19 protein-coding genes are annotated in these 18,832 nt (G+C 59.1%); 13 read left to right on the top strand and 6 right to left on the bottom strand.

Translation table 11 applies throughout. The annotated features are described in order from the left end of the window. Positions 1 to 89 precede the first annotated feature (89 nt). Both QQF73_RS03760 and QQF73_RS03755 read left to right on the top strand, forming a co-directional pair. Positions 90 to 1,622 (top strand): cryptochrome/photolyase family protein, encoded by a 1,533-nt coding sequence (locus QQF73_RS03760; RefSeq protein ID WP_285367276.1) that lies wholly within the window; start codon positions 90 to 92, stop codon positions 1,620 to 1,622. Between the two features lie 104 nt (positions 1,623 to 1,726). After that, entirely contained in the window at positions 1,727 to 2,434 is a 708-nt protein-coding gene (locus tag QQF73_RS03755; protein ID WP_219866773.1) for a substrate-binding periplasmic protein, read from the top strand. 30 nt (positions 2,435 to 2,464) lie between these two features. Here the strand turns inward: QQF73_RS03755 and QQF73_RS03750 are convergent, their stop codons facing one another. After that, the gene (locus QQF73_RS03750) at positions 2,465 to 4,153 is read right to left on the bottom strand and encodes an HAD family hydrolase (RefSeq protein ID WP_285367275.1); all 1,689 of its coding nucleotides are present in this window, start codon (positions 4,151 to 4,153) and stop codon (positions 2,465 to 2,467) included. A gap of 128 nt (positions 4,154 to 4,281) precedes the next feature. Between QQF73_RS03750 and QQF73_RS03745 the strand changes: the two genes are divergently transcribed. From QQF73_RS03745 to QQF73_RS03725, 5 genes are all read left to right on the top strand, one after another. Continuing rightward, the gene (locus tag QQF73_RS03745) at positions 4,282 to 5,124 is read left to right on the top strand and encodes a cytochrome c oxidase assembly protein (RefSeq protein WP_285367273.1); all 843 of its coding nucleotides are present in this window, start codon (positions 4,282 to 4,284) and stop codon (positions 5,122 to 5,124) included. Beyond that, the gene (locus tag QQF73_RS03740; RefSeq protein WP_285367272.1) at positions 5,121 to 5,735 is read left to right on the top strand and encodes an SCO family protein; all 615 of its coding nucleotides are present in this window, start codon (positions 5,121 to 5,123) and stop codon (positions 5,733 to 5,735) included. Before QQF73_RS03745 ends, QQF73_RS03740 begins: the two co-directional genes overlap by 4 nt. A 75-nt stretch (positions 5,736 to 5,810) precedes the next feature. Next, complete coding sequence (locus QQF73_RS03735) at positions 5,811 to 6,428, top strand: cation diffusion facilitator family transporter (RefSeq protein ID WP_285367271.1); 618 nt, start codon at positions 5,811 to 5,813, stop codon at positions 6,426 to 6,428. Positions 6,429 to 6,507: 79 nt separating this feature from the next. Further along, the gene (locus tag QQF73_RS03730; protein WP_285367270.1) at positions 6,508 to 6,651 is read left to right on the top strand and encodes a DUF2256 domain-containing protein; all 144 of its coding nucleotides are present in this window, start codon (positions 6,508 to 6,510) and stop codon (positions 6,649 to 6,651) included. Further along, positions 6,648 to 8,171 (top strand): FAD-binding domain-containing protein, encoded by a 1,524-nt coding sequence (locus QQF73_RS03725; RefSeq protein ID WP_219866777.1) that lies wholly within the window; start codon positions 6,648 to 6,650, stop codon positions 8,169 to 8,171. Before QQF73_RS03730 ends, QQF73_RS03725 begins: the two co-directional genes overlap by 4 nt. Here QQF73_RS03725 and QQF73_RS03720 read toward each other — a convergent pair. From QQF73_RS03720 to QQF73_RS03710, 3 genes are all read right to left on the bottom strand, one after another. Continuing rightward, positions 8,168 to 8,626 (bottom strand): universal stress protein, encoded by a 459-nt coding sequence (locus tag QQF73_RS03720; protein ID WP_219866778.1) that lies wholly within the window; start codon positions 8,624 to 8,626, stop codon positions 8,168 to 8,170. The genes QQF73_RS03725 and QQF73_RS03720 overlap by 4 nt on opposite strands. Then, complete coding sequence (locus tag QQF73_RS03715; protein WP_219866779.1) at positions 8,616 to 10,217, bottom strand: BCCT family transporter; 1,602 nt, start codon at positions 10,215 to 10,217, stop codon at positions 8,616 to 8,618. Before QQF73_RS03715 ends, QQF73_RS03720 begins: the two co-directional genes overlap by 11 nt. A 79-nt stretch (positions 10,218 to 10,296) precedes the next feature. Next, positions 10,297 to 10,794 (bottom strand): DUF4175 domain-containing protein, encoded by a 498-nt coding sequence (locus tag QQF73_RS03710; protein ID WP_219866780.1) that lies wholly within the window; start codon positions 10,792 to 10,794, stop codon positions 10,297 to 10,299. A gap of 260 nt (positions 10,795 to 11,054) precedes the next feature. Between QQF73_RS03710 and cadR the strand changes: the two genes are divergently transcribed. Both cadR and QQF73_RS03700 read left to right on the top strand, forming a co-directional pair. Continuing rightward, positions 11,055 to 11,513, top strand: a complete 459-nt coding sequence (gene cadR / locus QQF73_RS03705) for a Cd(II)/Pb(II)-responsive transcriptional regulator (protein WP_219866781.1) — start codon at positions 11,055 to 11,057, stop codon at positions 11,511 to 11,513. Between the two features lie 83 nt (positions 11,514 to 11,596). Continuing rightward, the gene (locus tag QQF73_RS03700; protein ID WP_219866782.1) at positions 11,597 to 12,256 is read left to right on the top strand and encodes a cation efflux transmembrane domain-containing protein; all 660 of its coding nucleotides are present in this window, start codon (positions 11,597 to 11,599) and stop codon (positions 12,254 to 12,256) included. On the opposite strand, the gene QQF73_RS03695 is transcribed toward QQF73_RS03700, so the two are convergent. After that, complete coding sequence (locus QQF73_RS03695; RefSeq protein WP_219866783.1) at positions 12,253 to 13,170, bottom strand: AEC family transporter; 918 nt, start codon at positions 13,168 to 13,170, stop codon at positions 12,253 to 12,255. The genes QQF73_RS03700 and QQF73_RS03695 overlap by 4 nt on opposite strands. A 203-nt stretch (positions 13,171 to 13,373) precedes the next feature. On the opposite strand from QQF73_RS03695, the gene QQF73_RS03690 reads away from it, so the two are divergent. After that, positions 13,374 to 14,084 (top strand): Crp/Fnr family transcriptional regulator, encoded by a 711-nt coding sequence (locus QQF73_RS03690; protein WP_219866784.1) that lies wholly within the window; start codon positions 13,374 to 13,376, stop codon positions 14,082 to 14,084. A 287-nt stretch (positions 14,085 to 14,371) separates the two neighbouring features. Then, on the top strand, positions 14,372 to 15,037 hold the full coding sequence (gene trhA, locus QQF73_RS03685) for a PAQR family membrane homeostasis protein TrhA (RefSeq protein ID WP_219866785.1): 666 nt from the start codon (positions 14,372 to 14,374) through the stop codon (positions 15,035 to 15,037). Here trhA and QQF73_RS03680 read toward each other — a convergent pair whose 3' ends face one another. Then, on the bottom strand, positions 15,038 to 15,601 hold the full coding sequence (locus QQF73_RS03680) for a YIP1 family protein (protein ID WP_285367269.1): 564 nt from the start codon (positions 15,599 to 15,601) through the stop codon (positions 15,038 to 15,040). Between the two features lie 113 nt (positions 15,602 to 15,714). Here QQF73_RS03680 and QQF73_RS03675 point away from each other — a divergent pair, with 113 nt between their 5' ends. Together QQF73_RS03675 and QQF73_RS03670 are read left to right on the top strand one after the other, a co-directional pair. Further along, the gene (locus QQF73_RS03675; protein WP_219866787.1) at positions 15,715 to 16,860 is read left to right on the top strand and encodes an NnrS family protein; all 1,146 of its coding nucleotides are present in this window, start codon (positions 15,715 to 15,717) and stop codon (positions 16,858 to 16,860) included. A gap of 255 nt (positions 16,861 to 17,115) precedes the next feature. Next, a complete protein-coding gene (locus QQF73_RS03670; RefSeq protein WP_219866788.1) occupies positions 17,116 to 18,747 on the top strand; it encodes an MFS transporter in 1,632 nt (543 codons plus the stop codon). Positions 18,748 to 18,832 lie beyond the last annotated feature (85 nt).

The raw sequence follows: 18,832 nt of genomic DNA, 5'->3' as shown, positions 1-18,832 counted from the left end.
AACACGCCGACTTTTGAACCACCCTTGTGCCCTTGGCGTATTCAGGCTACCCCCTTTGGGGCATCCTGGAACCTGAGGAGCATCCTGATATGGCCAACCTGATCCTGATCCTCGGCGATCAACTGACCCCCGACATCAGTGCCCTCGTTGATGCCGACCCGACGAGGGACCGGATCGTCATGGCCGAAGTCGGCGAGGAGGCCGGCTACACCAATCACCACAAGAAGAAACTCGTGCTGCTGTTCAGCGCCATGCGGCACTTCGCAGACCGTCTCGAACGGGATGGTTGGCAAGTGCATTACCAGACGTTCCATCCGGACAACGACCTCCAGAGCCTGGAAGCCGTCGTTGCCGACCAGCTGAAAACGCTGGGAGCGGGAAGCGTCATCACCACCGAGTGCGGAGAGTGGCGGCTTCACGAACAGATCAGTCGTTGGCACGAGCGGCTGGGCGTGACAGTGGAGATTCGCCCGGACACCCGTTTCATCGCCAGCAAGCAGGAGTTCTCAGCCTGGGCAGAAGGACGAAAACAGCTGCGAATGGAGTTTTTCTACCGGGAAATGCGCCGAAAAACCGGTTTATTGATGACGGGTGATGGCGAGCCCGAGGGCGGCCAATGGAACTTCGACGCCGACAACCGGAAAAAGTGGACCGGCAAACCGCCTGCGCCTGCTCCGTTCCGCGTCCAACCTGATGCCATCACCCGGGAAGTGATTGAACTGGTGGACAAACATTTTGCCGATCACTTCGGCACCACCGAGGACTTCCACTTCGCAGTCACGCCCGAGGACGCGAAGGCGGCGCTTGAACACTTTATTGATTTCGCCCTGCCCTGTTTCGGCGATTATCAGGATGCCATCTCCGACACCGAGGACTGGCTGTTTCACGCCATTCTCTCCCCCTACATCAACTGCGGCCTGCTGGATCCCCTGACCGTGTGTGAGGCCGCCGCCCAGGCCTGGTACTCGGGCCGGGCACCGATCAACGCGGTGGAGGGTTTTATCCGCCAGATCATCGGCTGGCGCGAGTTCGTCCGGGGGATCTACTGGCTGCACATGCCGGATTACGCCAGGGAGAATCGCCTTGGCAACACCCGCAGCCTGCCCTGGTTCTACTGGACCGGCGAGACCAGGATGCGCTGCATGCACAAGGCCATTGATGCCACCCGACGCAACGCCTACGCCCACCATATCCAGCGCCTGATGGTCACCGGCAACTTTGCCCTGCTCGCCGGCGTTACCCCCGAGGAGATCTGCGACTGGTACCTGGCGGTCTACGCCGACGCCTACGACTGGGTCGAGCTGCCGAACGTGCTGGGCATGGTGATGCACGCCGATGGTGGCTATCTCGGCTCCAAGCCCTACGCCGCCAGTGGCAAATACATCAATCGCATGTCCGACCATTGCAGCAATTGTCACTACAAGGTGAACAAGAGCACGGAAGACGATGCCTGCCCCTTCAATGCCCTGTACTGGCACTTTATCAACCGCCACCGGGACCAATTCGCGGGGAATCCTCGGATGGGCATGATGTATCGCAACTGGGACAAACAAAAGCCGGAGAGACGGGAAGCGCTGCTTAAACGGGGCGATGCGTTACTGGCGACAATTGAGCAGCTGTAGGCCAGATGGATCGAGCAATACCTCCTAAAGTTCAAGAGTGAAGCCCGGCCAGGAATGCTACGCTCAAAGAACAGCAAACACGCGGCGCAACGAGTACGGTCATCATGAACATGCGGCCTTTCATTGCTGGCCTGCTGGGCGCTCTCTTAATCCCGGTATGCCAGGCTCAGACCCGTGAACTCAACCTCTACACGTTCGAGGCGCCACCCTACCAGGTGACTGACGCCATCAGTCCGGACCTCCGACGTCAGGTTGCCGGCGAGACGGTTGAAACGATTGCCTGCGCAGCCGGGCAGGCCGGCTGGTCTGCGAACATCCGGGTGACGCCGCCTAAACGGGCGATCCACTCCCTGCGCCGCAACCGGGTCGATGGCTACTTTGCAATTGATCCCTCGGCGAAGCTCGACACCACCGCACGCCGCAGTGCACCTGTAGCCATGGCTAAATGGTACTTCTTCACCGTCGATCCAGAGCTCGATACACGTCTTGCACGAATCGGCGTGGTGGATGGCAGCAGCGAGGAGTCCTGGCTGATGGCGAATGGCTATGAGATCTTCCTCACTGTAGCCTCGCCGGGGCAGTTACTGGCCCTACTCGAGCGCAACCGGATTGATGCGGCGGTGATGGACGAGCGTGTCATGGCGGGGCTGAAGACCGACAATGATGGTGCCAGGGAAAAGCTGCACAAGCGTTTTCTTCGCCACGCGCCGCTGTACCTGTACCTCAGCAACGGTTTTACCCGCGAAAACCCGGGGTTTCTGTCTCGTTTCAACCGCTACCTGGCCGATTGCAGGGGCGGTCAGATTTCCTGAGGGACGAGAGCACCCTGCACTTTCTCGCGGTTATGGCGGCCCCACCTCACAGGCAAGTACCAGTGCCCAGAACTCCGAAAAATCGTTGACCACGACGTCTGGCTTATCCGGATGCTTGTGAGTGCCCGGAAAGATCCGGCTTAGCCAGGGCAGATCCCACTGGGCACCGTTAAAAAAGACCGAGGTCAGACCCGCACGTTTGGCGGCGATCACATCGGTGGTGCTATCCCCGATGTACCAGACACTGGGGTCCGGCGGGTAATCCAGTTTCTGCACCGCCAGCAACAGCTGGTCAGGGTGCGGTTTGCGCAGGGGCGTGTCATCGCCGCACACGTCCACATCGAACAGGTGGGTCCAGCCGGTGTCCTCCACTGCCGCCAGCTCATGTTCGAAGAACTCTCGGTCGCGATTGGTGATCACACCCACCTGCATATGCAGTCGTCGCAGTCCTTCAAGCACATCCCGCACCCGGGGTTCAAACGCCTTCACCGTGCCGTAATGGGTGCGGTAGTGATAATTGAAGGCCCGGTGGGCAACCTGCTTGGCCTCCTGATCGTCGCCAAACAGCACCTCGAAAATATCGGTCCGGGAAATTTTCCGGTCGGCCTTCACCTTCGGGTGCAGGCGGGCGAACTCCCGGACATAGGCCACCAGCCGCGCATCCTCCGGAGTTTTGCTGTCCTCGGGCGCCATCATGCGGTCCATCAGGTCCAGCTTGTGAAAGTCCGGCAGCATGTCATCCACGGCGTGGTACATAGCATCAAGGGTATCCACCAGGGTGGCGTGCCAGTCGAACAGCACCACCGAGGGGCGGATAAGCTTGACCACCGCGGGATGCCAGTCGGCCTCGACCCGCGGTTCCGGTCGCCGGGGCGGCGGAAAGGGTTTGGGTCGCACTTCGGCCGGTGCCTGACGGAACGCCTCCGGGTGGCTTCGTTCCAGCAGCGCCAGCAGGTCAAGCAGGTCTTCGAAGCTATCGAGAATGGCCGACGGAGCATCGCGAAAGGAAAACCAGCTGTTGATACGGTCGGGTTCCCAGCATGCGCCGTTATAGAATACCCCGGCCACTCCCGCCTTATTCGCCGTCAGCATGTCGACATAGCTGTCCCCCACATACCAGGCGCGATCATCCGCGGGCAGCCCCAGTTTCTCCAGTGTCTTGAGGATGACTTCCGGGTCTGGCTTGTACTCGGTGACGTCGTCGGCACACACGGTCGCATCAAACAGCTGTTGCCAGCGGCCTTCGTCCACGGTCACCAGCTCCCGGTCCAGGAACTCCCGGTTCCGGTTGGTAGAGACCGCCAGCTTAATGCCCATGGCCTTGAGCGCAGACAGGTACTCATAGGCGCCCGGCTGAAAGGGCCGGACCTTGCCGAAGTACCGCCGGTACGCCTCGTTGTAGGCTTTGTGGGCTGTCAGTTTGGCGTCGCGGTCGTCACCGAAAATGGCGTTGAAGATATCGGTCCGGGAGACCCGGCGTTCCGCCAGAATCCGCGGGTGCAGGCGCCGGAAGATGCGGATGTAGCGCACCAGCCTGGCATCGTCTGCCGTCCGGCATTTCTCCTCCGGCAACAACCGCTCGACAAGGTTCAACTCCTCCAGCTGGGGCAGCATGTCTTCCATGGCGCTGAACATGGCGTCGTGGGTGTCCACCAGCGTGCCGTGCCAGTCAAAAATCAGCACCGAAGGCGCCACTATGGAATCGGTGAATCGCGCCATGCACTCTCTCCGTCCGCAAACCTGATTGAACCGGTCTTGAAATCCGCCGCCATGCCGGTAAGACTCGGGGGGCTCTGATAAAAAAGATAAACGCTGTTTCCTGTACTTGCACACAAAGAGTGCTTCCGATGTCTGCTGCCGGCTACCTGCTGCCCTACGATTTTTCACCGCTGACGGTACTCAGTTTCATGGTGGTACTGGGCCTGTACGGGCTGGCGTTACCGCGCCTGCCGGAGAAGGAGCGACCGGGTTCAGGCCGGATTCTGACTTTTGTGGCGGGGGTACTGCTCTGTTACGGCGTGATGCAGACCCGCTTTGATTACTACTCCCAGTACATGTTCTTTGTTCACCGCGGCCAGCACCTCATACTTCATCATCTGGGCCCCATACTGATTGCGCTGTCCAACCCGCTGCCGGTTCTGCGCTTCTGGCACAGGGTGATCGGTCCTCGTGGGCGTCGTCTGCTCAAGCCGCTGGGGCTGTTGTACCGGATGCTTCAGCAGCCGGTGGTGGCCTCGGTACTGTTTGTCGGTCTGATCTACTTCTGGCTCTGGCCACCAATCCATTTCGACGCCATGCTCAGCCGTCAGCTCTACTGGCTCATGAACTGGAGCATGCTGCTGGATGGCCTGTTGTTCTGGTGGCTGATTTTCGATGCCCGATCGCCGGTGCTGACCAACGCTCTGGGCTATGGCAAACGAATTCTGTTGCTGGCCCTGGTGGCGATTCCACAGATGATTCTCGGCGCCTGGATTGTGTTCTCCCGGGGCATGGTTTACGACGTATACGAAGTCTGTGGCCGGGCCTGGCCCATGCCACCGGCAACCGATCAGCTACTGGGTGGACTGCTGACCTGGATTCCACCGGCGATGATGAGCATCCTCGGCATCCTGATCATCCTTCGCCGCGCCATGCACGAGGACGGCAAGTTCACCCGTTGCGACACCGTAACCGAAGGACCCGCGTCATGATGCCGTTCAGGAAGCCCACCTCCCGATTTCGCCCCTGTGTTGCCGCCCTGCTTGGCCTTGTGCTGACGCTGTCCGGCTGTTCTGACAGCGAGACCTGGCAAGGCAAGGACATCAGCAGCCTGATGCCGGACCTGGAATTCGCGCTGACCGGCTCCGCTGGCGAGCCGGTGACTGAAGCCGATTCCGCCGGGCAGATACGCCTGCTGTTTTTCGGCTTTACCTCCTGCCCGGATGTCTGCCCGACCACCCTGACTGCCCTCAGCAAGGCCATCAACCAGATGCCGGAGACCCTGCAGGACCGGGTGACAACCCTGTTCGTGAGCGTGGACCCGGATCGGGACACGCCGGAACGCATAGCCAGCTATGTGGATTTCTTTGGCGAGAACATCATCGGCCTGACCGGCGGGGAACCGGCGCTGCGAGACCTCACCAAGCGGTACCGCACGACCTTCGGTTACGACGAACCCGACGCCGACGGCAACTACCAGGTATCCCACAGTGCCGCCGTTTATGTGTTCGACGGTGCCGGCAATGCCCGCCTGCTGTTTCGTCCCGGTCTGACACCGAAGATGATGAGCGAGGATCTGACCGCCCTGGCTTCGGAAGGGTGATGGTAGACCCTTGACCCTGTAACGACTACAGGGTTTGCAATGCGACCATTAAACGATCGGGACAGGCTTTTACTCATGCACAGTTACCCTCATGGTCATGGGCACAGTCATGGCCACAGCCACAGTGACCACTTCAACACCCATAACCGGGCCTTTGCCGTTGCCGTTATTCTGAACCTGGCCTTCGTTGCCATCGAAGCCGTGTACGGCGTTCTGGCCGGGCAGAAAGGCGATCTCAACATTCTCGGTGCCTTCCTGCACATGGCAGCAGACACTGCGGTCTCGCTGGGTATCGTGGTCGCCGGACTCGTGATCATCCTGACAGGCATCAGTTGGATTGACCCACTGGTGAGTCTGGTGATCGCAGCGGTGATCTTCTTTGGGACCTGGCAACTGCTGAAAGATTCGGTCACCCTCGCCGTGGACGCCGTGCCCAGGGATATTGATCCCCGCGAGGTGTACGAGAAGCTAAACCGCCTGCCCGGTGTGAGATCGGTCCATCACCTCCATATCTGGGCACTCAGCACCACAGAAAATGCCTTGACGGTGCACCTGGTGAAGCCGGATGCCTCGGACGACGACCGATTGATTGAACAGGCTACCCAGATGCTGGCTCACGACTTCAATATCCGGCACGTCACCATCCAGTGGGAGCGGGCAGAGAGCAACTGTCCAAACGTTGCCTATTGCTGAGCCCGGCCCGGTGTTTGCTGATCCTCACTGGCACCGGTAACGTATTTTTCCGCTACTGACAGGACATACGACCCTTATCGTGCACCAGAAACCGAATCTGCCTTCGAAAACCTGTCCGGTCTGCCACCGCCCTTTTACCTGGCGTAAGAAATGGGCAAAGGACTGGGAAGCCGTTCGTTACTGCAGCGAGCGCTGCCGACGTAACCGGGGTACCCCCTTATGACCAGCGTCGTCTGGTTCAAGCGCGACCTGCGCACTCGCGACCACGCTCCGCTGTCCGCTGCGGCGGACCTCGGGGAGCCCGTGATTCCGCTGTACGTGATCGAGCCGGGGTACTGGCAACTGCCGGACACCTCGAGGCGGCAATGGCAGTTCATCGAGGAGTCGCTGTCGGACCTGCGGAAGCAGCTCCGAGGCAAAGGCAGCAACCTGCTGGTGATGGTCGGCCCCGTGCACGAGGCGCTTGACCGGCTCAAATCCACACACCGCATCAAGCGGGTCTTCTGCCACCAGGAGACCGGTGGCCAGTGGACCTTCGACCGGGACAAAGCCGTGATCGGCTGGTGCCAGGAACAGGGGATCGAATTCCGGGAATGGCAGCAGTTTGGCGTGGTTCGCCGGCTGCCGGACCGGGACCTCTGGGACGAGGCCTGGACGCGAATCATGCGGCAGGAAACCGTCGCTGCCCCGGAGCGCTTGGCAGCGCCCGCCAATCTCGACGACCTGGCGGCCCAGGCCACCACACCAAGCCTGGCCGACGCCACACCTTGCCCCGACCGACAGTCCGGCGGCAGCCAGCGGGGCGAGAAGCTGTTGACCTCCTTTCTGGAACGGCGCTGTGTCGGCTACCAATACAACATTTCCAGCCCGGCCAGTGCGGTGCGCGCCTGTTCCCGACTCAGTCCGCACATTGCCTACGGCACCGTCAGCCTGCGGGAGATCTATCAGGGAGCCAAGTATACCGGCCAACACCCCAACAGCCTGCCCCGGAAAAAGCGCAGCCTGACCAGCTTCCGCTCTCGCCTGCATTGGCACTGCCATTTCATCCAGAAACTGGAAGACGAGCCGGAACTGGAGTTCCGGGCCATGCACCGGGAGCTGGAAGGTTTGAAGTCCGGCCCCGGCGATTCCGAGCGACTGCAACGCTGGCAGGAGGGGCAGACCGGCTGGCCGTTGGTGGACGCCTGCATGCGTTCACTTCGCCAGACCGGCTGGATCAACTTCCGAATGCGTGCCATGTTGATGGCCGTAGCCAGTTACCAGCTCTGGCTGCATTGGCGCGATCCGGCCCTGCACCTGGCTCGCCAATTCACCGATTTCGAGCCCGGCATTCACTATCCGCAGGCGCAGATGCAGTCCGGGCTTACCGGCATTAACGCCCTGCGCATCTACAATCCGGTTCTGCAGAGCCGGAAGCTGGACACCGAAGGGAAATTCATCCGGCAATGGATACCCGAACTGAAAGGCCTGCCGGCGGAGCTGATTCACACGCCCTGGCTGATGACGCCAGCGCAAAAGGAACGGTTCGGTGGTAACACCTACATAAGCCCGGTGTGTGACCACGAACAGGCAGCGCGAGCCGCCCGCAAGGCGATTGGCGAGTTCCGGAAATACAAGGTATCCCGCGAGGAAACCGACCGGGTGCTGCATCGTCATGGCAGCCGAAAGGGCCCCGTGCAACAGCGACCCCGGACGCCGTCAGGGCCTGGGCCAGACAGTCCGCAACTGTCGCTGTTCGATTAGTGTCCCTCACCGTCCTCTTCGGGCGCTTTCAACAGTGCCGGAAGCACCAGTACCGCACAGGGCGCGTTGACGGAGACGTACTCCACCGTTGCACGACGCAGAGGCCACCGCCCGGTAGCACCGCGCGATACCAGGATCATCAGGTCCGCACAGGTAGTACCCGCCAACGCGACCAGTTTCTCGCCCGCGTTGCCCGCCACCACGTGCAAGGTCGCGTTCTGATTCAGCGGTAGATATTTCCTGGCCAACAGGCTGAGCGTGCCCCGTACTTCCGCCTCTTTTTCCTCTGGTGCATCTTCAGTGACGTGGGGAAAGAAACCGGCGCCGCCGGGACTGAAGACGCTGGCGAGGTGCAATTCCCCGGCCTGATCGAGCAGTTTGACGCTCTCTTCAAGAGCCCGCTTGCCCTCACCGTCGTCCTCAGGATCGATGGCAATCAAGATTTTACTGTACATCCTGGTTCTCCTGTTGGGATACCTTAACGGCTTCCACATCCGGGAAGGCACGTCCCTGCACCAGCTCACTGACCGAGTAACCCCGGTAATCCGCTCTCAGGGCCCGGAACAGTGCCACTGCCATGAAGATCAGCAGCACACAGAACGGCAGGCCCAGGGAGGTAATCACATTCTGCAGTGCATCCAGACCGCCAGCCAGCAACAGACTTGCGGCAATTACACCCTGGGCCGCCGCCCAGAAGATGCGCTGACGCACCAGCGATGGCTGGTCGTCCCGACGTGTCAGCATGTCGATAACCAGCGAGGCGGAATCCGACGACGTGGTAAAGAAGATGATAATGATCACTACACTGAGTAACGAGGCCAGGTCGGCGAGGGGAAACGCCTCAAGAAACGCGAAGATTGCCACCGATGGATCCTGCTGGACCTGCTGAGCCAGCGCGACCTTGCCGTTCATCTCCACGTCAATCGCTGCAAGGCCAAAAACGCCAAACCACAGCACAGTGAAAGCCGTCGGCGCAAACAGAACGCCCGCGACGAACTCACGGATGGTTCGGCCACGGGAAATCCGGGCAATGAATATTCCCACGTAGGGTGCCCAGGAAATGGTCCAGGCCCAATAGAACAGTGTCCACTGGCGTTGCCAGTCCGAATCCCTGAAGGTTTCAGTCCAGAAGGCCAGCCACGGCAGGGCATCAAGATAATCTCCGACACTTTGTACGATGCCCTCGGCAATAAAAACGGTCGGCCCAACGGTTATCACAAACAGTATAAGCACTATCGCGAGCACGATATTGAGCTGGGACAGGCGCCGGACCCCCTTGTCCAGCCCGAGGGCCACCGATGTGGCCGCAATGCCGGCGATGATTGCGATCAACAGAACCTGAACCGTTCCCGTGGACGGGATACCAAAAAGGTAAGCCAGGCCGCTGTTCAACTGCAGAGTGCCCAGGCCCAGCGACGTCGCAACCCCGAACAGGGTGCCGAGCACAGCAATGACATCCACCGCCCATCCCCAGGGACCAAAAACCCGGTCCCCCAGAATCGGGTAGAACAGGCTGCTGATGCGCATGGGCAGATTGTGCCGATAGGCAAAGTAGCCGATGGCCAGCCCCGGCATGGCAAAGATGGTCCAGGTGTGCAGGCCGAAGTGGTAAAGCGCGATGGTCATGGCATCACTGGCCGCGCGCTCACTACCCGCTCGGACCCCCTCGAAGGGAGGTTCGGAAAAATGGGAAATCGGCTCGGCTACGCCCCAGAACATCAGGATGGTGCCAATACCCGCTGCGAACAACATGGTGAACCAGGTCAGGTTGGAATAATCCGGGCGGGAATCGTCACTGCCCAGCCGGATAGTGCCATACCGGCTGACGGCAAGAGCCAGAAGGAACAGCAGCAGGGATGTAACCGAGAGGATATAGAACCAACCCAGATGACTGGCCACCCAGCCGGTCAGAATCCCGAACAGCCCGGAGACTTCCTCATCAAAGGGAATGGCAACGATCACAAACATGACCGCCATTCCCGCAGCGGTGAAGAACACCCCGGGTATCGTCTGCAGCCCTAATCGGCGTTGCAGGCGCTCCAGCACAAGAGCCTCCGATTATTTCAGAAAAGAGTCACGAAAGGCCTCACGCTATCACACACTTCCGGCTCAAGAACGACAGAGATCAATTCCGGTTCAGTTGCTGCTGATGCTTGAACATCTGCTCCATCATGATCTGCATCTGGTCCATACGACGGTCCATCATTTCCATGCGCTGCTCATAACCCATGCCGGCAGCTCCCGACCCCTTACCCTGGGCGTTTCCAGACTGCTTTTGTCCCTGATTGTTCATCATGCCCTGGCCATTGTTCATCATGCCCTGGCTATTACCCATCATGCCGGGCCCCATCATGCCCTGGTGCATCAGCTCCATCTGTTCTTCCATCGCCTCCCAGTGTTCCTCCATCAGACGCTGGCGCTCGGCTGGCGAACTGGCTTCGGGAACCTGCTGCATCATGCCGTCCATTCTCGACCAGTTACGGTGCATCTGTTCCATCTGTTCCGGGCTCATCATCATGCCAGGCCCGTGTCCTGAGTAGGGTCCCTCACTGCCATGGGCAAAAGCCCAAACCGGGGCGGCTGCCAGGACACCAACGGCAACGATTTTTTTCATGGAAACCATAGTCAAACTCCTTGCTTAGGATTGTCGGTACTCTTTCACTGTAGTTGCCAAAACTGAACCGAAACTGAATTTTTTGCACAAGCCTGACACGGGGTTGATGTGTGTCATTTTTCCCCGGCAAACACATCGCGCAGGCTGACCGCAGGCCGCTTCCCGGTTTGTTTATTGTCCCGGTCATCACGGAGCGCTATGGTGATAAAGCCATGCGCCTGAATCTGAGAACGTTGACCGGAAACCGCGGACCACAGACCGGAAACACTATGAAAATTGGCGAAATTTCGAAACGGGCCAAGATCCCCGTTGAAACCGTCCGATACTATGAAAAGATCGGTTTGCTTCCGGAACCTGACCGTTCCGCCAGCGGTTACCGGTCCTATCGTCCGGCCCACCTGGATCGCCTGCTGTTCATCAAACGGTGTCGCAACCTGGATATGGCGCAGGACGAAATCCGCGAACTGATTCGCCTTGCCGAGAATCCGGAGGCAGATTGCAGCGGTGTAGACGCCTTGCTGGCAAGGCACCTGCACCACGTTCGCGAGCGTCGGCAGGAGCTGGCGAGTCTGGAAAAGACGCTCGAACACCTTCAGAGAGCCTGCTCGGAGGGCCGGACCGTCCGGGAGTGTGGCATTCTTGACGGCCTCACTACGGAACTGGAAGTCCTCGAAACCTCTGACAAACACAACCATGTACCCGGTACCCACGGCCAGGGCCACAGCTGACTGCCCCGTCCCCTATGCAGCCGGTTGACTCTGTAGCAACTACAGGGTTTTAAATGGCTAAAAACACCATCAGGAGGTTTGTAATGGCGTGCACCTGCTCTGCCCCCGACCCCAAATCACCGGCGCCCGGGTTCCGACGCGCCTTATGGATTGCCCTGTGGGTCAATCTCGCGATGTTTTTGGTGGAAGGAATTGCCAGCATTCAATCCGGCTCGGTCTCGCTGATGGCCGACGCCATCGATTTCTTTGGCGACAGTGCCAACTACATCCTCTCATTGAGCGTCCTCTCCATGGGTATGCTCTGGCGCGGCCGGGCGGCGATGATCAAGGGCCTGACCATGGCCACCTTTGGCCTGGTGGTCTGGGCGCGCGCCATCTGGATCGCCCAAACCGGCATTACTCCCGAGCCTCTGACCATGGGCGCCGTCGGCCTGCTGGCCCTGACCGCTAACGTCAGTGTCGCTGTCATGCTGTTCCGATTCCGGGAGGGCGATTCCGACATGCGTTCGGTGTGGCTGTGTAGCCGGAACGACGCCATCAGCAACATTGCCGTTATGGGGGCGGCGCTTGGGGTCTTCGGTACCGGCAGCGCCTGGCCTGACCTGATGGTTGCGGCCATCATGGGGACTCTCGCGGTCACGGCCGGCGTGAGCGTGGTTCGCCATGCCCGCAAGGACATTGCAGAGGCTCGATCCGAATCCATGCAGCCAGCCGCCAACACCTCGTCATCGGGCTCCCGCTAGAATGCGAGGGAGATCATTACCGGGATGAACGCCAGGGCGAACAGGGTGGTGAGTAGCACCGTGCCCGCCGCCTGCCGTGGGGATGTGTCGAGCAGGGTCGCGATAACCACGGTATTGGCGGCGATCGGAGTGATTGAAATCAGGAACATGGCTTTGTGGACGGCGGGCTCATAAATTCCCAGCACATTGGCATCCAGCCACCAGAACAGGATGGCAACCAACGGCCAGACCACGAATTTGCCGAAGAAAGCCAGGCCGGTGAAGCGGATATTGCCCGCCAATCCCCGAAAACTGGTAATGCTCATGCCAATGATCATCATGCCGAGAATACTGTAGGCGCCCCGCAGATTATCGAACAAGGGAACAAACATGTCCGGAATACGGATGCCGGACAGGTTCAGGAATACGGCGGCCAGAAAAGCATATACCGATGGCAGCTTCGCGACCCGCCAGAGTGCGGCCTTCAGGTCATACCGGCCACGGGCGGCGAGATAGAACCCCACCGAGTTTTCGAACAGGGTGGTGCCGAGCATGCACACAATGTAGAGCCCGAGCCCTTCTTCACCGAAGAGCAACAGGGCCACAGGCACACCAAAATAACCGGTATTCCCGGAGCCTACGCACAAGGGCATGATGCTGGCGCTGCCATCGGTAACGACTTTCCTTGCCAGCTTGAGCTGAACAATACCCAGCACCGAGGCTATTCCGAACGTCAGGAATGGCAGGAAAATGACCTCCGGAGACAGGGGCGCGGCCATCACCCCCGAGAACACCACCGAGGGTGTGACGATGTACAGCATGATGCCGGCGATATGCCTGCCGCTGGCTTCCAGATAACGGCCAGCCACCCAGCCAAGCGCGACGGTCACGTACAGGGGGATCAGCTTGATAAACAATGCCAGCGCAGCGGCCATGAGTACTCCGGGCAGAAGAGAGTCGGGCGGACGAAACCGCAAAGTGTAGCGCGAACCCGGTAGGACGGCCATTTACAGCCCTCCAAAAATTCCGCTTTTTCTTTTCTGATCAGATTCTTACCGGACCACGATGACTTAGATCATTTCGTGCCGCGCCGCTCTGCTACCATAATTGCCAGATCAGTCATTACAGGGTCTACGCCATGAACAGCATCGTCAGGCCGGACATGTCCTCCTCCCCCTGCTTACTCGGGCAAGAGGACGCGGGCATTGTTCGGCAGGAATCGGCTTCGGAGTCGGAGGCACTGCTCCATGGATTGAGTCGAGTGTTCGGTATTCGCCTCAACGACAATCAGGATGACGCGGACACGCGACTATTGACCGATTTGTCGGGGCTTTTCCAGCCCCAGCGTATCGACGCCGAAACCATACTGGAAAAGCACGACCGGCCCTGGGGCCGCGTTTACCTCATCCAGTACGGCATTCTTCGACTGTTCCGGGAGGCCCCGAGCGGAAAGGTGGCGATCCATCACTTCTTCTCCGAGGGCGACATGGTCTGGCCGGTGTTTGGCCGCACCCGCACAGTTCGCAACACCCTGTGCCTGACTTCGGTTACTCCGGCAACGCTGTGGGTTGCGGACTTCTCCCGCTTTCGCTCGACCATTCGTGCCCACGGAGAAGGCCTCTGGCCCCGATTTGCCCTGGCTCTGACCGAAGAGCTGGCAGAACTGACCAGCATGCGTGAATTCCGTAAACACACCCTGCCAGCCCGGGACCGCTATCAGCTGCTGCTGGAAGAATACCCCGAACTCGTCAAGCGGGTGCCGGACAACCAACTGGCCTCGTGGCTGGGAGTCGTACCGGCCACCTTCTCCCGCCTGAAAACCGGAGCCACGAAAAAAACGTTTCGTTGAACAAAAAAAAGCAGCAGGGCCATGCCCTACTGCCTGAAATGCTCAACGCTTTCCGCAATATGTTAATTCGGCAATGAGGTCACGCCGTGCTGGTGCACTGACGTCTCTAACCTGAACTAAACTGATGACAACAAGTTTAACGACGACACCGTCGGGGTGATATCGGAACATTTCAGGCAGGTTGTTCAGATTTTCTGAGCATGATCACAGGATGTTCATCTGGCAGTGTTGCGTACACCTGTACGCTCACGTACCGTACCGGCATGACCAATACAGGTACCGTTACCATGACCACCAACGAAGTTCCGTCGACGTCCATCCACCATCGCATCGAGGAATGGCTGAACAGCGCGACGCATGGAATTGGCGCCATTCTGAGCGTGATTGGAACGATCGCGCTGATCGTTGGGGCAAGCCAGCTGGGGGACACCTGGAAGCTGGTAAGTTTCAGTATCTTCGGCGCGTCGCTGATCCTCCTTTACCTGGCATCAGCCCTCTATCACGGCGCGCGACACCCGGAACTCAAGAGCGCTTTCAAAACCCTCGATCATTGCGCCATCTTCCTACTGATTGCGGGCACCTACACTCCGTTCCTGCTGGTCAACATGCGAGGTACCGTCGGCTGGACCCTGTTTGCCGTGATCTGGTCACTGGCGTTGACCGGCGTCGTACTCAAGATCATCTTCAAAAATCGATTCAAACTGGCCCGGGTGGGTATCTACGTTGCCATGGGGTGGCTGATCACCTTTGCCTCCTCCGACCTGGTTGCCAGCCTGAGCGAGACCGCACTCTACCTGACCATCGCCGGCGGAGTGGTTTATACCGCCGGCGTGATTTTCTACCTGGCTGACCGCATCCCCTACATGCATGCGGTGTGGCACCTGTTTGTCATCGGCGGCAGTGCGCTTCACTTCAGTGCCATCTATTACGGCGTGCTTCCCTACACCGTGTGATCAGAACGCCCACACCATTGCCATCAGGATACCCCAGGCCAGCAGAGACGCCGCCATTATGGTGTAGGTGGCAGACATGGTGACAACATCGTTGTCGGAGCGGTGGCACAGAGACCGGGCGCCCTGGTAAACCAGAGCGCAGGACAGAAACATACCGACAGCGACAGCCACAACGCTTACCGCCAGCACAGGAACCAGCAGCGCCAGGGATGACAACCACAAGGGAATGGGCGCAACTGCGGCCAACAGGTAGGAGTCCTGGTAACTGATTTCCAGTTTGTCCCCCTCAAGAACGGCGCGGATAAGCCACCCCATAACAAAAAACGTCAGCAATTCCGCCAGGAACAGTATGGTGGTTATAAAACGCCACTCCTTGTCGGCAAACCCGGCCAGAAAGGCGTCGCCGTAATGGGTTCCGGCGTAATACAGCAGCACCGGCGGCAGAAATGACAAGGGAACAACCACCGCCCAGGCAAGGAAAGGAATGGAGAAGTTCTGGCGTTGCAGCTCCAACCACACGCCGTTGCCCGAGAAGGGCAAGCGAAACAATTTAGCAATAGACATGATGAACCCCTTTCACCAGTTCTTATATTTTAGTGATAGCCGGGCCAGTCTGTACGGTCAAGAAGCCCCAATGATCTCAGGCAAGACGGCGCCACCGCATCGGTAACAGGCTAATGGCAAAAGCAACGACAAAACCGTTTCACGCTTTCTGGCTGTTTTTTCCGGCGGCAGCTGTATGGGCAGCTCTGGTCGTGCCCTTGTCGATTAATGCGGTGCTGTCAGGTTCCGGGTGGCCCGCGGGGCTTCTGGGCGCCGGACATGGCCATGAGCTGATTTTCGGTTTTGCGTTGGCCCTGATTGCCGGCTATACCCTTGGTCCCCAACCCTGGAAAGTACTGGCCCCCCTGTTTCTGCTTTGGCTGGCGGCCCGCCTGTGCTGGGTGTTGTTGCCCGCCAGCCTGGTATCCCAGCTGCTGAGCCCGGCGTTTGCATTATTGCTTGCCCGTTACGCCGTCCCAAGATTCCAGGCGGCCAAAAAGTGGCGCAACAAGATCGCCGGGCCGCTGATCCTGGTTCTGTGCCTACTGTCAGTCATCTTCTGGATTGCGGCGGCTGCTCCTCCTGATTTCGAGCTTCCAGTACCCGACACACGACGGATCATGATGGCCGCCATTCTTGGTCTGTTATTGCTGATGACATTCATGGGCGGGAGAATTATCGCCCCGGCTGTGGCCGGAACGCTGGAAAAGCGGGGCATTCCAATAGAAGCCAGGGTGCAGCCACGAATTGAAGGTGCGCTTCTGGTGATTCTGCCAGCGGCGTTGATACTGGTGTTCATGCCCCTTGCAGACTCGGTTACCGGCCTTCTTTTAGTATCGTCAGCCGCTCTTATTGTGATCCGTACCGCGCGCTGGAAACTCTCGTATTGCGTGAACCGGCACGACTTGCTGGTGCTTGCTATTGGCTATTTTTGGCTGGCTGGCGGAGCGGGCATAACGGGAGTTAGGCTTTTGCAGGGAATTGATCCCTTACCGGCGTTGCATGTGATTACGATTGGCGCTCTCGGCACCCTGTCTCTCAGTGTGATGCTACGCCTGGCCTGGCAGAGGGCGAGACGGACCTTTCCTCCAGCCTGGCAGGTACACGGCATCGCTTTCGCCATGGCGGTGGCTGTACTGGCTCGGCTGTACGCGGGTGCCACTCCGTTTGCCCATCCAGAGGCGCTCTGGATATCCGCCCTGGCCTGGGCCACGGCTTACGGAATGGTCGCGATCCTGCTTCTCACCCTGTTTCACCACAGCCAACAGCGCCGGAAATGATTGGCTACCTCCACTGAATCCTGCGCCTGCCCGGCTACCACCTTGGGCGTACAACCACCACAACGATATGTTTTTATTGCTTTTTTAGACACGGACACAGTCACTGAAACTGTCATAAAACGCGAGTAAAATTGACCCAACATCTTCCTTGATGTTCATCAAGACCTGGCTTGCTACTTGATTTGCACAATGTCCGCAAAGCCCAAGAAGCCACGGGTGCCGTGGCTCCGGGTTAGCAAACCGAGGAGCAAAATCATGGCTAATAGCACAACAGACGCCGGACCGATGGGCGCCAAAGACAGGACCAATGCCGACATCGAACACTGGGACGTCGAGAACGAGTCTTTCTGGGAGAGTGAAGGCAAGCGCATAGCTACCCGCAACCTCTGGATATCCATTCCCAGCCTGCTGATGGGCTTTGCCGTCTGGCTGATGTGGGGGATGATCACCACCCAGATGAAAAACCTGGGCTTCCCTTTCTCCGTTGAACAACTCTTTACACTAAGCGCCATCGCCGGTCTCTCCGGCGCGACCCTCCGGATTCCGGCCTCCTTCATGATCAAGATTGCCGGTGGCCGCAACACGGTGTTTCTCACCACTTCGCTGCTGATGCTTCCTGCCCTGGGTACCGGCATCGCCCTTATGAATCCGGACACCCCCTTTATTGTGTTCCAGGCTCTGGCTCTGCTCTCCGGTATCGGCGGCGGCAACTTCGCCTGTTCGATGAGTAACATCAGCACCTTCTACCCGAAGAGCAAGCAGGGTTATGGCCTCGGCATGAACGCCGGCCTCGGTAACTTTGGCGTCACCACCATGCAGGTTGTGATCCCCCTGGTCATGACCATTGGCATTTTTGGGGCGCTGGCCGGCGACCCGATGCAACTGCAAAGCCCGAGCGGCACCCTGATTGGTCGCATTGATGCCGGCACCGACACCTGGATCCAGAATGCCGGATTTATCTGGTTGCTGTTCCTGATTCCCCTGGCGTTCGCCAGCTGGTTCGGTATGAACAACCTGAAAGTGGTCACCCCCAACCCGGGCAGCCCTCTTTCCGCCTTCAGCAAGATCCTCGGCCTCTACGGCGTCGGCCTGCTGACTTCCATCGCCGGTGTCTGGGCACTGCAGATGATGAACATGTGGCTGGCACTGCCGGTTACCATTGTGCTGACCGTGGCGCTCTTGCGACTGATCCCTGGCGACATCAAACCGAACATCAAGAACCAGTTCGCGATTTTCAGCAACAAGCACACCTGGTCCATGACCGTGCTGTACATCCTCACCTTCGGCTCATTCATCGGCTTCTCGGCCGCGCTGCCGCTGTCCATCAGCGTCATTTTCGGCAACATGATGGAAGTCGCCGCGGACGGCACCATGACACGCGTTGTTAACCCGGATGCCCCCAGCGCGCTCACCTGGGCCTGGATGGGACCTTTCGTCGGCGCCCTGATCCGGCCAGTCGGCGGCTGGATTTCCGACAAGGTGGGCGGCTCCATCGTCACCCAGATTATCTCGGTGGTGATGGTCGGTGCCTCGGTCGCAACCGGCTATGTGATGATGCTGGCGTACAACAGCACCGATCCGAACACCTATTTCGCGCCCTTCCTGATCCTCTTCATCATCATGTTTGCGGCCAGCGGTATCGGCAATGGGTCTACCTTCCGCAGCATTGGTTTCATCTTTGATCAGCAGCAGAAAGGCCCGGTACTGGGGTGGACATCGGCAGTTGCCGCTTACGGCGCCTTCATTGCGCCACGGGTGATGGGCCAGGAGATCCAGGCCGGCACTCCGGAGGTGGCCATGTACGGTTTTGCGGTTTTCTACGCGGTGTGCCTGCTGGTTAACTGGTGGTTCTATCTGCGCAAGAACGCCTACATCAAGAACCCGTAATTCCCACACCCCCTTCGAGCCCCGGTCCCAGCAATGGCACCGGGGCTTTTCTTTGCCGGGCAAGGCACCGCCTCTCACCGGAATG

The sequence above is a fragment of the Marinobacter albus genome (genome assembly GCF_030238305.1).
Classification (GTDB): Bacteria; Pseudomonadota; Gammaproteobacteria; order Pseudomonadales; family Oleiphilaceae; genus Marinobacter; species Marinobacter albus.
The sequence above is the reverse complement of the archived record's forward strand: the minus strand, read 5'-3'. Positions and strand labels throughout refer to the sequence as shown.

Bases quoted from the DNA above. Each gene is read 5' to 3' on its own strand.
- QQF73_RS03680 (WP_285367269.1), bottom strand. From the start codon at position 15,601: ATGTCTATTGCTAAATTGTTTCGCTTGCCCTTCTCGGGCAACGGCGTG.
- QQF73_RS03675 (WP_219866787.1), top strand. From the start codon at position 15,715: ATGGCAAAAGCAACGACAAAACCGTTTCACGCTTTCTGGCTGTTTTTT.
- trhA (WP_219866785.1), top strand. From the start codon at position 14,372: ATGACCACCAACGAAGTTCCGTCGACGTCCATCCACCATCGCATCGAG.
- QQF73_RS03755 (WP_219866773.1), top strand. From the start codon at position 1,727: ATGAACATGCGGCCTTTCATTGCTGGCCTGCTGGGCGCTCTCTTAATC.
- QQF73_RS03740 (WP_285367272.1), top strand. From the start codon at position 5,121: ATGATGCCGTTCAGGAAGCCCACCTCCCGATTTCGCCCCTGTGTTGCC.
- QQF73_RS03720 (WP_219866778.1), bottom strand. From the start codon at position 8,626: ATGTACAGTAAAATCTTGATTGCCATCGATCCTGAGGACGACGGTGAG.
- QQF73_RS03700 (WP_219866782.1), top strand. From the start codon at position 11,597: ATGGCGTGCACCTGCTCTGCCCCCGACCCCAAATCACCGGCGCCCGGG.
- QQF73_RS03690 (WP_219866784.1), top strand. From the start codon at position 13,374: ATGAACAGCATCGTCAGGCCGGACATGTCCTCCTCCCCCTGCTTACTC.
- QQF73_RS03750 (WP_285367275.1), bottom strand. From the start codon at position 4,153: ATGGCGCGATTCACCGATTCCATAGTGGCGCCTTCGGTGCTGATTTTT.
- QQF73_RS03695 (WP_219866783.1), bottom strand. From the start codon at position 13,170: ATGGCCGCTGCGCTGGCATTGTTTATCAAGCTGATCCCCCTGTACGTG.
- QQF73_RS03760 (WP_285367276.1), top strand. From the start codon at position 90: ATGGCCAACCTGATCCTGATCCTCGGCGATCAACTGACCCCCGACATC.
- QQF73_RS03710 (WP_219866780.1), bottom strand. From the start codon at position 10,794: ATGGTTTCCATGAAAAAAATCGTTGCCGTTGGTGTCCTGGCAGCCGCC.
- cadR (WP_219866781.1), top strand. From the start codon at position 11,055: ATGAAAATTGGCGAAATTTCGAAACGGGCCAAGATCCCCGTTGAAACC.
- QQF73_RS03745 (WP_285367273.1), top strand. From the start codon at position 4,282: ATGTCTGCTGCCGGCTACCTGCTGCCCTACGATTTTTCACCGCTGACG.
- QQF73_RS03735 (WP_285367271.1), top strand. From the start codon at position 5,811: ATGCACAGTTACCCTCATGGTCATGGGCACAGTCATGGCCACAGCCAC.
- QQF73_RS03670 (WP_219866788.1), top strand. From the start codon at position 17,116: ATGGCTAATAGCACAACAGACGCCGGACCGATGGGCGCCAAAGACAGG.
- QQF73_RS03725 (WP_219866777.1), top strand. From the start codon at position 6,648: ATGACCAGCGTCGTCTGGTTCAAGCGCGACCTGCGCACTCGCGACCAC.